Source organism: Dendronalium phyllosphericum CENA369, assembly GCF_016056275.1.
In the GTDB taxonomy this organism is placed as follows: Bacteria; Cyanobacteriota; Cyanobacteriia; order Cyanobacteriales; family Nostocaceae; genus Dendronalium; species Dendronalium phyllosphericum.
Genome location: NZ_JAECZA010000338.1, coordinates 29,546 through 44,138 on the forward strand (window position 1 = coordinate 29,546; position 14,593 = coordinate 44,138).

Consider the following 14,593-nt stretch of genomic DNA (forward strand, 5'->3'; position numbering starts at 1 on the left):
AGGAAAACTCTCCCTATCCCCAGTCCCTAGTCCCTAGTCCCCAATCCCTAGTCTCTAATCCCTAGCCGCCAGCATGGACGCTACCAAGGTAGTTTCCTACTGGTAACGATGGGAAGCGCTGGTAAGGCACTACATCTTCGCCAAAGTAACGGATATACTCTGGGCTACCAACAATTGCTTCTACAGCACCTCGCAAACCACGGATGGACAACTGCTCGTTGTAAGAGCGAATTTCCTCCTGAGTTGCTGGTGCGCGTCCCAACAGGTGACGGAATAAAAACTCAATCACTTTGGTGTTGGGATAGGGCGTACAGAAGCGTTGGCGATAGATTTCCGAACTAGCTAGTTCGCGGACAAACTCGCGCACGGAAATTTCTCTGTTCTGCAATTTGCTGTCTAAGTCAGAACAGCGGAAATTATCGGGAACCTGACCGTCAAATAAATCCAATACCTGACAGTAAGTAGCATCGATCGCTTGTTGGATTTCTGTTTCGTTAGCGCCAACGCTCAAGCGGTAGATACGTGCGGGTTGTCTGCGGCTTGCATCTACATGTGCAGCATCGTAATTGCTGGAACGACCCAATCCCACAGTTAATGGTTCGCTGTATTCTTTTGCTGCCACGTCTGGAGTCGCCAAGCGCGATTTGACTGTCTCAAAGCTAGGCACAACCACATCATCATTTTGCTTGGTCAGCTGGTTGTACAACTTCTCAGTATTCGGGAAGTTTGCCGCTGGTAAGGTCGGGAAGCGACGGTAAGGAACCGTATCTTCACCAAACACTTGGAGAAACTCCTGACTACTAACTATCGCATTGATAAAGGCGCGAATACCTTGAGTCGCCAGAATTTGGTTATATTTACGGATTTCTGCTTGGTCTAGAGGTGCTCTTCCTAAGAAGTGTTTTGTTCCTAGTTCAATCACCTTGGTATTGGGGTAAGGCGTGTAGAATTCTTTGCGGTAAAGGTTGGAATAACCTAAACCTTCAATGAACTCTTTAACAGTAATTTCCCCATTCCCTAACTTGCTTTCCAAAGCTTTGAACTCTCCAGAAGAAGCGATGTAGGGTGCGATATCGCGCTCGAAAATCTGGCGGTAGGCAGCACTAATAACAGTTTGTACCGCGACTTTGTCTTTGATACCAGCTACCAACTTGAAGACTTTCGTTTGTTCGCGCTGTTTCGAGACACCTTGATTGATTCGAGCTTGAACATCAGGTTCTGTCCGTGTTTGAGTAACTGTACCCAGTTCCACAAATCTTGGTGCTTCTTGCTTCTGGATTGTAGGAGCGATATCTTCGCGAATACTACCAACCCGTAGCGACCTTTGAGACACACCAGCAGGAGTCAGATACCGTTCGTAGGGAACTGTATCTTCACCAAATGCTTCGTTGTATTCTACGCTGTTGATGATTTCGTCAATCAATGCATAGAAACCTTGTTTAGCAGCGATATCAAAGTACTTATTCGTTTCCTGACGACCGTAGGTAGGACGACCTAATAACCGCCGATGGATGTACTCGATCGCCTTCATGACATACAAAGATGTCCAATAAGTCTTGCGGAAAACATCTGACTTAGCTAAAGCGCGGATAAACTCTTTTACAGAAAGTTGACCGTTTTCTAGCTTGATTTCTTGCACTTTTTGGCGTTGACCGTCGTAGACATCGCGACCGAAAACTTGCAGGTAAGCTGCTTTAATCACTGCTTGCGTGGAAGTTTCAGAAAATTTGATGCTGGAACCTTTGCCAACTTTTTTGCCTACTGTGCTTGGAATTTGATCCAACTTGAATACTTTGGCACCCAAAGTACCAGGTGCTACACCCCGCGCTTGGGGATTGCTATTTTGGTTATTGATACCAGGCCCTTGATGAATCAAGATGCGCTTGGTATCTTTGCCAAAGAAAGCCGGACTGCTATTGGGGTTGCGAGTTTCTTTCGGGAAAATCGCTCCAAACTGAATTTCTAAGGGGTCATTGCCAGAACCATAGGGATGTTGGTCTGGTAGCGGCTGTTCGTAAGCAGCAAAGGTAGTAATGAATTGAGGAACTTTGCGGAAAGGCGCACTGTAGTTAAACAGGTCTTGCTGCGGCCCCCAGTTGCGACATTCTTGTGCTTCTTGACCCAGACCCCGCAAATAAGGTACTGTTTCTTCGCCAAAGTAGTCGCTGTATTCTTCTGAATCTACCAAAGCATCTACTAAAGCTGCTAGACCACCGTTGGAAATAATTGAGAAGTATTTTTGTACCTCTTCACGGCTACTTGGCCCCCGTCCCAAAATATGACGGAAAGCCAATTCGATAACTCGGCTGTTAATAAAAGGCTGGTAAAACTGTTTTTGGTAAAGTGGAGATTTTGCCAGACGGCGAACAAACTCTTTCATTGAGATGTCGCCATTTTTCACCTGAGATTCCAGGTAAGATATCGACTGTCCGTAAGCACGAGTAATATCGCGCTCAAAGATTTGCCGATAGGCTGCTTTGATTACCTCATTTTTTTCACTGGCTGATAATCCAGGCTTCATGACAAACTTCGGACGACGTTCTGACGCATTAAAGTAAATCTGCGGCAGTTCTAAGCCTTGTTGGTCGCTAGAAGGACGTTGACGTAGTTTGTTAGAAGGTGTAGCTGCCTCGAATTCTGTCAGCAAGACATTCATATACTGAGCCACAATTTCTGTAGCTTCAGCATCCTGACGGAAAAATGAAAGCGCACCTGCTTTGATTTCTTGCAAAGCGACTATTGTTGCTTCGCCAGAACAGGCATTTTCAATTATTTCCCGTAAACCCCGTGTATTCACAGCAATGATGTTGGGGTCGCCAGCCACGATCGCATAGGTAGCATAGCGCAAGAACCAGGATAAATCCCGTAAGCTCTTGGCCATGTTGCTTGGGCCATAACGAGCGACGTTAATTGGTCTAAAGCCTGGAGGCACAGGGCCGCTGGGGGATGAGTTAAAGATTGAGCGTAAACCTTCAAAGAACCCACCACGACTTTCAACGTAGGTTACAGTTCCCAGTCTCATCCCTTCTTGAGCATTGTCATTGCTGCGGGCACTTGCCATTGCCAATTCTGCTTCTCTGGGCTTTTCTAAAAAAGCCATTGGCGAACCACCGACGAAAATCCGGTTGGCAGCACGAGATACGATAATCTCGGAATTTTCCGTGAGTATCTGGGCAATTTCTAGACGCTTTGCACCAGATGCAAAATAGCTTGCCAGTTCATTCAGTTCGCCAGTTCCCAAAAAGCGGTCTTGCTGTTCCGCTTGGGTAATTGTCGCCACAGCTAGGGTTTGATATAGTTGCGGACGCGCAACTGAGCTTCCACCACTTGCCTTAACACTCATCGGATTTGTAAAACTCCCATCATAATCATTTATGTGTTAAGTCTGGGTTGCTCTGAGGCTTGACACATCGGTGTGGTTCTGCCTTAAGAGTACCGCCTTCAAAACGCCAGTAAATTAACCCAGTCAGCTTTTAGATTAGAACGTTTTGCGTTTGCGCTGGTGATTTATTAAGAAGTATGTAGAATTTATAGCCTCGATCGCCAAGTACAAACGTCAACGCTCTTACTTCTCTGAGACAAAGTTGAAGTTTTGTAACAAAAAATTCAAAACTCACAGAAATACTTTGCTTCGCTCTCGATCTTAATACTTAATTTTATTTGACTGCGACAACATGTATCCAAGTTAAATTTTTGGATGACTCAGAAATTCTGGTGAGTTAAGGTGTAGCTATCAGAATTCTGAGACCGAAAATTTACCATGAATAAAAGTCATAAAAATAACCAGATATTAAGTGCTGCCGCTTCAGCCCTAGCTATTGTTTTAGCTGTTACTCCTGCTAATGCACTCCCCGGACAAAACATTAACACCGTTATCAAGTGGGCAAAGACAAAATCTCAACTACCAACCCTGACATATAGCAGCGAAGCACATGGTTATGGTGGTACAAAAGGAAACTTATATTTTTATGCTGATGTCACTTCTGAAAATGGAACAGTTACTAAAGAAGGAATAACCGTTAGTGGAGACTCAAGCCTCAAATTCACTACCAAAAATTCCCCAGCTGTGAAACTGTTAAAAAATATCTACAATTCCAATATTGCCAATGATTTTCAGAAATCGCGGTATGTTACAAAAGTTGGCCGCGACCAGTTTTATCGCGGCACAAGTTTTGCTTATATTACTGCCAAGGTAGAAGGTGGGTCAGCATTTCAGATAATTCCCTTGAAAGATTTACAAGGATTAATAAATAATGCAAAATACTGCCAAACTCATGAATGCGACCTTTGATTGATGAGTTTGACTAAAAAGAAGTCAGAATGATTTTTGTGCTACTAAAGGTAGATTCTGACTTCTTGATGATTCTCAAAGTTTAGAAAATAACTAAAACTGAGTTTTTATATTTTTAATTGATAATTACAGCTGTTTTATATAAGCATTTTCTACGAACAATGGCACACAATTACTAACATTGTAGATTGCTGAGAGTTCAACGTCTGACTCAAACCCCGCTGCAATTAACTCTTTACCAGAACTGCATTTTTTCAAGTAACTTAGTAAATCTTTCTGGAAAACTTGAAATGTTGTTACAGCTACTTCGGCTTCTGGTGACAGATTTCCTTGCAAATAACTGAGAATTGCCCCAGCGCCAAGCAAATCCTCAAATGCAGGTCTGAGGCTACCATCATCTTTCCACCTTTCACCAGCAGGAATCACTGCAATTTTATTGCCGTACTTTTGAGCAAATTGCGCTACAGCTTGGCAATTTCGCAAGCACCCAGCCAAAGTAGGTGTATTTCCAGTCTGTAAAGTGAGAAAAGAACCATTAGGCGAGGGCAAAACTAGTCTCGTTCCAGCAGGAATCTGAGTTAGCGATTTTGGGGAAAGAGAATATCCAGTTGCAGTCCAATTTTGTCGATGATTGGCTAACTCGGCTTGCACTGACTTGGCAAAATCTTTGACTGATTCATCCCTTATTGGATACGGAAAAATTATCGCGCCATTGCTAGTGGCAATTTCCACACAGGTTGAAAAAGAGAGAACGTCAACTATGATAACGACATCGCTAATAGGAGCGAGTCTAGCAACTCCTTGCGAACCCCATTCACAGCGCAAATCAAACTCTGATTGGTCATAAATCATGAGAGCGATCGCAAAAAACAATATTATCAAAAATCAAATCACAAATTAACTAAGTTAGGCAGTAAGTAAATGTTAATAATTCTGTGACAAAGTATAATCAATATAAAACTAGAATGTTGTAAATAGTATGAATACAAGTGTAAAAACTTCCTTTAGCAAAATAGTACCTAAATTAACTTATGATGTGCTGATTGAAAATCAACCAGATGGCACAGTTAAAGCAACATTGCTAAGTTTACCAGACTGCCAAGGTTCAGGAAGTACAGAAACAGAAGCAATAGAAAAACTTAGTCAAAGTTTGCAAACTCGGTTAGAAACTGCCAAGATAGTTACTTTGGAAATTGAAGCACCCAAAGTAGAAAACCCTTGGATGAAATTTGCGGGAATGCACAAAGATAACCCACTTTTTACTGAGGTGCTGGAATCCATAGAAGCTGAACGGAGACAAATTGACTTGGACGATGAGACAAAGTGAGTATTATGTGGATATTAGATACAGACCATCTTTCCTTATTTCAAAATACTCATCCACTAGTCACGCAACGCATAAGAGATGATAGCGATCGCAATTAGCAATTATCTGTCTACCTGAAGTGTCCAGCATTCGATAAACTCAGAATTGCTGCAACTTTACTCATCATGTCAGATCCCCAAACTGTTAGCGCTGCTGTCGCCAAACTCTACAACACATACCCCTTTCCCTCTGACCCCCTACTGGATGAACCACCTCCAGGCTATAACTGGCGCTGGAATTGGCTATCTGCTTATAGCTTCTGCACAGGTCAAAAACCTCAAAGGCAAGATATCCGCATTTTAGATGCTGGTTGTGGTACAGGAGTAGGTACGGAATATTTAGTTCACCTCAATCCCCAAGCCAATGTCGTGGGAATTGACCTCAGTGCTGGTGCTTTGGCAATGGCAAAAGAGCGGTGTCAGCGTTCTGGTGCTAACCGCGTCGAATTTCATAACCTTAGCTTGTTCGATGTGGAACAGTTACCTGGCGAGTTTGATTTAATTAACTGTGTTGGCGTTTTGCACCATACTCACGATCCAATTCGCGGAATTCAAGCTTTAGCTAAGAAGCTAGCCCCTGGCGGTTTTTTTCACATCTTCGTCTATGGAGAGTTGGGACGCTGGGAAATTCAACTCATGCAAAAAGCGATCGCCCTCCTCCAAGGTGACAAAAAAGGCGACTACCGCGATGGCGTGCAAGTCGGGCGGCAAATATTTGCTTCCTTACCAGAAAATAACAGAATTGTCAAATACGAAAAACAACGTTGGTCAATGGAAAACCACCACGATGAACACTTTGCCGATATGTATGTTCATCCCCAAGAAATTGACTACAACATTGAGACTTTGTTTGAATTAATTGATGCTTCCGGCTTAGAATTTATTGACTTCTCAAATCCAGGTTTTTGGCAGCTAGAAAGACTTTTGGGCAAAGCCCCAAATTTGATAGAAAGGGCACAAGGATTGAGCGATCGCCAACGTTACCGCCTGATAGAATTATTAGATCCAGAAGTAACTCATTATGAGTTTTTCCTCGGTCGTCCTCCTCTCATCAAAACCGACTGGTTAGAGGATGAAGCTTTATTGGCAGCAATTCCCGAACGCAATCCCTGTATGGATGGATGGCCAAGTCGCGGTTTCTTTAACCAAGATTACCAGATTGTCAATTTGTCTCAAGAAGAGTTTGAGTTTCTGCAAGCGTGTGATGCTAAGTCAACAGTGGCAGAGATATTGGCAAGCATACAAATAGAGTTAGAAAAAGTCAGAACGCTCTTCAAGCAACGACTAATTTTGTTAACACCAAGTTAATAAAACTACTGCGAGCGCTTTATAGCGCTTAATTATAATTACTGAGATAGATACTTGTACAAAAAAATAAATTTATACTAACTTTATAGATAGCAAATAGATTAAAAATTTGATTAATAATCTTTTTTGCTCTGTACATAAAAAATCAAAGACTAAATCTCCTCATACACTTGTGTTACGAACTTGTGCTGAAATTATCCAATACTAAATTAGGAGAATCTTCTAGTGAAATTAGCTAAACAGCTGGGCGCGATCGCTGCTGGTGTCACCTTCTATTTCGCCGCTGCGATCGCTAAACCAGCAGAAGCAGCCTTTGTTGGTGCTTATGAACCTAGTAAATGGACATTGGTAAATATAGACACTAATGGGTATGTGAATACTAGTGATGCCCCCGCACAGATCCAACTTTATGGGGGAGACACTAATAGTAATATTCTAGGTACAACCGATTACAAAATAACAGCAGTAGCTAATGGAGTAGTCAACTTTAAGTGGAATTATTTAACTGAAGAAACAGGAGATGGTGCTGCATACGACCCTTTTAGCTTTGTCAAAAATGATATCAGCACTGATATTTTCTCCAGTTCTTTAGAAGCAAAAGGTCAGGGAACTTACAGTACAACAGTTGCAGCAGGGGATGTATTCAGCTTTAGGGTGACGACAAAAGACAACAGGCTGGGTAGAGCAAGTGTAACAATTTCTGATTTTAACGCGCCTGTACCCGAACCTTTGACAGTGAGTAGTTCAGCGATCGCTCTGGGGTTTGGCTGGTGGTTGAAGCGTAGGCAAATAGCTTCCTAGTGCAGGAGGGCACAGAGGGACGCAAGAGAAATTTTTATAAGTCTTTCGCCCTCATCTTCCTGCGGTGGTGATGGGCGATCGCCCATAGCAGCTTTTAATAAATCTAATGTAGATTAGAAGAGTACCCAGCAATTGCTCCGAAAATTGGGTATGACAATTCAATACAAGTTGGAGTTTAGCAAAATTCAGCAACAGTGCCATTTCTCCTCAAGCAGCTAATTTTCTTAACACCGACTTAATTGCAACACCAAGACCTTGATGATACAACAACCTTGGAGGATAGTTATTCACTAAAATAAAGCGAAAATTTGCCGAAATTTTGAATTTTCTTTGCTTCATACCTCAATCGCTCTCTAGCTTCGTAGGGCAAAGTTTCGCTTGGTATGTAACTGGGACAAGAAGTTAATTGTTTTTTTCTAAAGTATTGTTACCGGATCGTGATATGATTCAGCTGACTGAATGTGCAGTCATCACATAGTTAGCTGTACTGGTTTCAAGTCCCGTGAGCTTGTCAGAAGAACCAATTGCACCCACTCCGACAACAACACGACAAGATGCCAAATCTGGTTCTGGAGACGCAGAATCAGATAACTCCATGGGAGAGTTTTATCAACTCTACCAAAAGTTATTGGCAATCACACTTGTCTTGACGGGGATTATTTTTATCTCTGTGTGGATTTTTTATTCCTTAAACATTGCTCTGAATTATTTGATTGGAGCGTGTACAGGTGTGGTTTACTTAAAAATGCTGGCTAAAGACGTTGAGCAACTAGGCGATGATAAAAAACGTCTGAGCAAAACTCGTTTTGCTCTATTTATTGGGTTGATAGTATTGGCAACTCAATGGCGTGAGCTACAGATTGTACCCATATTTTTGGGATTTCTAACTTACAAAGCCACGCTCCTCGTCTACATGGTGCAAACTGCGTTCATTCCTGATTCTTAACAAAATCAGGCTCACAAAGACAATAATCCCATCCTCGCTCGTTGGGGAAAATGCTTGAAGAATGCAAATGCTTAGTGTCTTAAACGCCTTTAATTCATTTCCCCTCGCCGAATTAGAAGTAGGTCATCATTTCTACTGGCAGTTGGGAAATCTAAAAATTCATGGGCAAGTTTTTCTCACCTCATGGTTTGTAATTAGCATTTTAGTAATAGCTTCCATAGCTGCTACTCGCAACGCCCAAAGAATTCCCAGAGGCATCCAGAATTTGATGGAATATGCCCTAGAATTTATTCGGGATCTGGCAAAAAACCAACTTGGTGAGAAAGAGTACCGCCCTTGGGTGCCATTTATCGGCACATTGTTCTTGTTTATCTTCGTATCGAACTGGTCGGGCGCTCTAATTCCCTGGAAGCTAATCAAGCTGCCGTCAGGTGAATTGGCGGCTCCTACTAATGACATCAATACGACCGTAGCATTGGCATTGCTGACATCTTTAGCGTATTTTTACGCGGGTTTTAGCAAGCGGGGTTTGGGCTACTTTAAGAAATATATAGAGCCAACACCCGTACTATTGCCGATCGCAATTCTAGAAGATTTTACCAAGCCCCTCTCCCTCAGCTTCCGTCTATTTGGCAATATTTTAGCGGATGAATTGGTAGTAGCGGTGCTAGTTCTGCTGGTTCCTTTATTTGTACCTCTGCCTGTAATGGCTTTGGGTTTATTCACCAGTGCCATTCAGGCCCTAGTGTTTGCTACCCTGGCCGGAGCATACATTCATGAGGCGATGGAAGGACACGGCGGAGAAGAGCATGAGGAGCATTAAGTTTCTCAGTTGATAGCACAGTTCCGACGAGCGTATACGCTTAAAACATCGCCAAGCGCGATTTGTAAGAACTCGGTGCAGCGAGAAGTTGCAAGGAGGGTTTCCCTCCGAGCAAACTTCGGTGGGAAAAACACGTCTTTACTAGTTAACGTACTTTTGTAAGTTCTGTAATCAAAGCAAGGAAAATCAACATGGATCCATTAGTTTCTGCTGCTTCAGTTCTGGCTGCTGCTCTAGCAATTGGTTTAGCTGCAATTGGCCCTGGTATTGGTCAAGGAAATGCCGCAGGTCAAGCAGTAGAAGGTATTGCTCGTCAACCCGAAGCTGAAGGAAAAATTCGGGGTACTTTGCTATTAACCTTGGCTTTCATGGAATCCCTGACCATTTACGGTCTAGTTATTGCCCTGGTGTTGCTGTTTGCTAACCCCTTCGCCTAAGACCTGAAAGTTTTTGTGCATGTGGAGACGTGAACCATCACGCCTCTACAATCAAAATATTTTGGGTATTTATAGTCGTTCTGATGTTAAGTTGACCCTTGTTGGCTATGGGTCTCTAAAATACGAAAGGTTGGATGATGGTGCTAGCCATGAAAACTGCTACTCCAGCCAAAGAGGAGACAAATGTTTGATTTCGATGCTACCTTGCCCTTCATGGCATTGCAGTTCCTGCTATTGGCAGCTTTGTTGAATGTAATTTTCTATAAGCCACTGACCAAGGTACTGGACGATCGCGATAATTACATCCGAACGAATACCCTTGACGCACGGGAACGCTTGGCAAAAGCCGAGCGGTTAACCCAAGAATACGAGCAGCAGCTAGCAGATGCTCGCAGGCAATCGCAAGCTACTATAGAAGCTGCTCAGGCTGAAGCCAAGAAAATTACTGCCGAGAAAATTGCTGAGGCGCAAAAAGAAGCTCAAGCTCAAAGAGAACAGGCTGCTGTGGAGATAGAACAACAAAAACAGCAAGCTTTAAGTGAGTTAGAACAAAGAGTTGATGCTCTTAGCAGGCAAATTCTAGAAAAACTATTGGGGCCAACTTTTAGTTAGATAAATTGACTAACACTGGTTCTGTTGAAATTCTGGGCGCAACTGGGCACTAGTCCCAGAGCGCTTAATTAAGTGTAAAGAGACACTTTTTTCCTTCGGGAAAAGAAACTTGATTTCCCATTGGAGCCAAGCACTTGATTTCCCATTGGAGCCAAGCACTTGATTTCCCTTGGGGAAAATACAATGTATTAGCAAGCGAGCAGCGCACTTGTAAATGGGTATCATGGGCACATTCTTATTACTTGCCGCAGAAGCGAACGCTGTTCATTCTGAATTGGCAGAAGGCGCAGCGGAGGGTGGTTTCGGTCTAAACATAGACATTTTTGAAACCAATCTTATTAACCTAGCGATTCTGGTTGGCATATTATTCTACTTCGGACGTAAAGTTTTAAGCAATATCCTGAACGAGCGACAAGCCAATATCGCCACAGCAATTCAGGAAGCAGAGGGACGCTTGAAAGAGGCACAGATTTCCCTTTCCCAAGCGCAAGAGCAGTTGACTCAGGCTCAGGCTGAAGCACAACGCATCCGCAAAGCAGCCGAAGAAAACGCTCAAAAGGCGAAAGAAGCCACGTTAACACGGGCAGCACAAGATGTAGAACGCTTGAAACAAACAGCAGCAGCAGATTTAAACACCGAAAGAGAGCGAGCGCTAGCCGAACTGCGGCAGCGAGTAGCCGCCCTAGCATTGCAAAAAGTTGAGTCAGAGTTGCGATCTGGTATTGCTGATGACGTTCAACAATCAATAATTGACCGTAGTATCGCGCAGGTGGGAGGACGCTGATGAAAAGTAATGTAGAAACAGCCGAAGTTGCCCAACCTTATGCACAGGCTTTATTGTCGGTAGCACAATCGAAAAATCTGACAGAAGAGTTTGGCGAAGATGCTCGTTCTTTACTGAATTTGTTGAAAGATTCAGAGCAACTACGAAACTTTATCGACAACCCCTTTATTCAGCCTGAGAACAAAAAAGCAGTTATCAGCCGAATACTTGGTGGTGAAGGCTCTAACACTTACTTACGCAACTTTTTACTGCTATTGGTAGACAGACGACGCATTTTGTTCTTAGAACCAATATTAGAGCAGTATTTAGCTTTATTGCGGCAGTTGAATCAAACCGTGTTAGCGGAAGTCACTTCTGCTGTTCCCCTCTCCGAAGAGCAGCAGCAAGCAATTAAAGAGAAAGTAATTGCCATTACTAATGCTCGTCAGGTAGAAATAGAAACTAAGGTAGACCGCGAGTTAATTGGTGGTGTAATTATTAAAGTCGGCTCGCAGATCGTGGATGCCAGCTTACGGGGTCAGTTGCGCCGCTTGTCTTTGCGTTTAAGTAGCTAAAAAATTAAATATTAAGTTCTTCCGTCTCGAAAGCAAAACAATAGACACATGAGCATATCAATTAGACCAGACGAAATCAGCAACATTATTCAGCAACAAATCGAGCAATACGACCAAGAAGTCAAAGTTGCTAATGTTGGTACAGTCCTGCAAGTTGGTGACGGTATTGCCCGGATCTATGGTCTGGAAAAGGCTATGGCTGGGGAGTTATTAGAATTTGAAGATGGTACAGTCGGCATCGCCCAGAACTTAGAAGAAGATAACGTGGGTGCGGTGCTGATGGGTGAAGGTCATGAGATTCAAGAAGGTAGCTCTGTTACGGCTACGGGTAGAATTGCTCAAGTGCCTGTAGGAGAAGCCTTAGTAGGACGAGTTGTAGATTCCTTGGGTCGTGCCATTGATGGTAAGGGAGAAATCAAGACCTCAGAAAGCCGTTTGATTGAATCTCCAGCACCTGGTATCATTGCCCGTCGGTCTGTACACGAACCCATGCAAACGGGGATTACAGCTATTGACTCAATGATTCCCATCGGTCGCGGTCAGCGGGAGTTGATCATTGGTGACCGTCAAACTGGTAAAACTGCGATCGCAATTGACACGATCATCAATCAAAAAGAAGAAGATGTAATCTGTGTCTACGTTGCCATCGGTCAAAAGGCTTCCACCGTGGCTAACGTAGTGCAAACACTACAAGAAAAGGGCGCAATGGACTACACCGTTGTTGTCACCGCTAGCGCCAGTGAACCAGCAACCCTGCAATACTTGGCTCCCTATACAGGTGCAACGATTGCTGAGTACTTTATGTACAAGGGCAAAGCTACCCTGGTGATTTACGACGATCTTTCCAAGCAAGCCCAAGCTTATCGCCAAATGTCCCTACTGCTGCGTCGTCCACCCGGACGGGAAGCTTACCCTGGAGACGTATTCTACATTCACTCCCGCTTGTTAGAAAGAGCGGCTAAACTCAGCGACGAATTGGGTAAAGGTAGCATGACCGCCCTACCAATTATCGAAACCCAAGCAGGTGACGTATCAGCGTACATCCCCACCAACGTAATTTCGATTACCGATGGTCAGATATTCTTGTCTTCTGACTTATTTAACGCTGGTATCCGTCCCGCTGTGAACCCTGGGATCTCCGTATCCCGCGTGGGTTCTGCGGCTCAAACCAAGGCAATGAAAAAAGTTGCCGGTAAAATTAAATTGGAACTGGCGCAATTTGACGACTTGCAAGCCTTCGCGCAATTTGCTTCCGATTTGGATAAAGCTACTCAAGACCAGTTGGCACGGGGTCAACGCTTGCGGGAACTACTCAAGCAGCCACAAAACGACCCACTCTCGGTATACGAGCAAGTGGCAATTCTCTACGCTGGGATCAACGGCTATTTAGATGACATTCCTGTAGACAAAGTAACCTCCTTCACCAGAGGTCTACGGGATTACTTAAAGTCAGGCAAACCCCAGTACGCCCAAGCAGTGCAAGGCTCGAAAGCACTAGGTGACTCAGAAGAATCTGCTTTGAAGGAAGCGCTAACTGAGTACAAGAAGACCTTCAAAGCAACAGCGTAATTTAGTCGTTAGTTAGTGGTCAGTAGTCAGTTGTCAATTGCTACTGACTACTGACCACTGACAACTGACAACTGATAACCATCAAAGAATATGCCTAATCTCAAAGCAATACGCGATCGCATTCAGTCGGTCAAAAATACCAAAAAAATTACAGAAGCGATGCGGCTAGTGGCCGCTGCTAGGGTGCGTCGAGCGCAAGAACAAGTACTAGCAACTCGCCCCTTTGCTGACCGTTTAGCACAAGTGTTGTACGGGCTGCAAACTCGTCTGCGGTTTGAAGAAGCAAACTTACCACTGCTGAGAAAACGGCAAGTTAAGTCTGTTGGGCTGTTGGTAATCTCAGGCGATCGCGGTTTGTGTGGCGGTTACAATAGTAACGTAATTCGTCGCGCTGAAAATCGCGCCAAGGAACTGAAGGCAGAAGGTATAGATTACACATTTGTGGTTGTTGGGCGAAAAGCAACACAGTACTTTCAACGCCGCAATCAGCCTATTGATGGCACATACAGCGGCTTGGAACAAATTCCCACCGCAGCAGAAGCTAATGAGATTGCCGACCAACTACTTTCCTTATTCCTCTCGGAAAAAGTAGACCGCATTGAGTTAATTTATACCAGATTCGTCTCCTTGGTTAGCTCCCGTCCCGTGGTGCAAACCCTGCTACCTCTCGATCCGCAAGGTTTAGAAGCAGCCGATGACGAAATCTTCCGCTTAACAACCCGTGGCGGTCAATTTCAAGTCGAACGGGAAAAAGTGACTCAAGAAGTCCGTGCTTTTCCCCGTGACATGCTTTTTGAGCAAGATCCACTACAGATTCTCGACTCTCTGTTACCCCTGTATTTGGGCAACCAGCTATTACGGGCGTTGCAAGAATCAGCTGCTAGCGAACTAGCGGCGCGAATGACAGCCATGAGCAATGCTAGCGAGAACGCTGGTGAGTTAATCAACACCCTAACGCTGTCTTACAACAAAGCCCGACAAGCCGCTATTACTCAAGAACTCCTTGAGGTTGTTGGCGGTGCTGAAGCACTAACTTAAGGAATCATTTATTGTTAGTATGTAATAAATAGCTAATTGCTAGTAAGTTTCAAACTAGCGATTAG

At 43.9% G+C, this 14,593-nt stretch carries 13 protein-coding genes and 1 pseudogene; 12 read left to right on the top strand and 2 right to left on the bottom strand.

What is annotated here, in order from left to right; all coding sequences use genetic code 11:
- Nucleotides 1-70: 70 nt before the first annotated feature.
- Nucleotides 71-3,343 (bottom strand): annotated as a pseudogene (locus I8752_RS36850) (phycobilisome rod-core linker polypeptide); the annotation flags it as partial.
- Between the two features lie 417 nt (nt 3,344-3,760).
- Here I8752_RS36850 and I8752_RS36855 point away from each other — a divergent pair.
- Nucleotides 3,761-4,291, top strand: a complete 531-nt coding sequence (locus I8752_RS36855) for a hypothetical protein (RefSeq protein ID WP_214437073.1) — start codon at nt 3,761-3,763, stop codon at nt 4,289-4,291.
- Between the two features lie 126 nt (nt 4,292-4,417).
- On the opposite strand, the gene I8752_RS36860 is transcribed toward I8752_RS36855, so the two are convergent.
- Complete coding sequence (locus I8752_RS36860) at nt 4,418-5,173, bottom strand: 2-phosphosulfolactate phosphatase (RefSeq protein WP_225896150.1); 756 nt, start codon at nt 5,171-5,173, stop codon at nt 4,418-4,420.
- Between the two features lie 97 nt (nt 5,174-5,270).
- On the opposite strand from I8752_RS36860, the gene I8752_RS36865 reads away from it, so the two are divergent.
- The 11 genes from I8752_RS36865 (at nt 5,271) to I8752_RS36915 (ending at nt 14,528) form a co-directional block, all read left to right on the top strand.
- A complete protein-coding gene (locus I8752_RS36865) occupies nt 5,271-5,618 on the top strand; it encodes a type II toxin-antitoxin system HicB family antitoxin (RefSeq protein WP_214437074.1) in 348 nt (115 codons plus the stop codon).
- 164 nt (nt 5,619-5,782) lie between these two features.
- Nucleotides 5,783-6,964, top strand: coding sequence for a class I SAM-dependent methyltransferase (locus I8752_RS36870; RefSeq protein WP_214437075.1), 1,182 nt, complete (start codon nt 5,783-5,785; stop codon nt 6,962-6,964).
- A gap of 225 nt (nt 6,965-7,189) precedes the next feature.
- Nucleotides 7,190-7,765, top strand: a complete 576-nt coding sequence (locus I8752_RS38320) for a PEP-CTERM sorting domain-containing protein (protein ID WP_214437076.1) — start codon at nt 7,190-7,192, stop codon at nt 7,763-7,765.
- Nucleotides 7,766-8,267: 502 nt separating this feature from the next.
- A complete protein-coding gene (locus I8752_RS36880; protein WP_214437077.1) occupies nt 8,268-8,711 on the top strand; it encodes an ATP synthase subunit I in 444 nt (147 codons plus the stop codon).
- A gap of 61 nt (nt 8,712-8,772) precedes the next feature.
- Nucleotides 8,773-9,534 carry a F0F1 ATP synthase subunit A gene (gene atpB, locus I8752_RS36885; RefSeq protein WP_214437078.1) on the top strand — a complete coding sequence of 254 codons (762 nt, stop codon included), beginning with the start codon at nt 8,773-8,775 and terminating at the stop codon, nt 9,532-9,534.
- 191 nt (nt 9,535-9,725) lie between these two features.
- Nucleotides 9,726-9,971, top strand: coding sequence for an ATP synthase F0 subunit C (atpE, locus tag I8752_RS36890; protein WP_015112744.1), 246 nt, complete (start codon nt 9,726-9,728; stop codon nt 9,969-9,971).
- A gap of 183 nt (nt 9,972-10,154) precedes the next feature.
- Nucleotides 10,155-10,583, top strand: a complete 429-nt coding sequence (locus I8752_RS36895; protein ID WP_214437079.1) for a F0F1 ATP synthase subunit B' — start codon at nt 10,155-10,157, stop codon at nt 10,581-10,583.
- Nucleotides 10,584-10,797: 214 nt separating this feature from the next.
- Nucleotides 10,798-11,367, top strand: coding sequence for a F0F1 ATP synthase subunit B (locus I8752_RS36900; RefSeq protein WP_214437080.1), 570 nt, complete (start codon nt 10,798-10,800; stop codon nt 11,365-11,367).
- Entirely contained in the window at nt 11,367-11,921 is a 555-nt protein-coding gene (gene atpH, locus I8752_RS36905; protein ID WP_214437081.1) for an ATP synthase F1 subunit delta, read from the top strand. The genes I8752_RS36900 and atpH overlap by 1 nt, the downstream gene beginning before the upstream one ends.
- Before the next feature lie 48 nt (nt 11,922-11,969).
- Nucleotides 11,970-13,490 (top strand): F0F1 ATP synthase subunit alpha, encoded by a 1,521-nt coding sequence (atpA, locus tag I8752_RS36910; protein ID WP_214437082.1) that lies wholly within the window; start codon nt 11,970-11,972, stop codon nt 13,488-13,490.
- A 90-nt stretch (nt 13,491-13,580) separates the two neighbouring features.
- Complete coding sequence (locus I8752_RS36915; protein ID WP_214437083.1) at nt 13,581-14,528, top strand: F0F1 ATP synthase subunit gamma; 948 nt, start codon at nt 13,581-13,583, stop codon at nt 14,526-14,528.
- Nucleotides 14,529-14,593 lie beyond the last annotated feature (65 nt).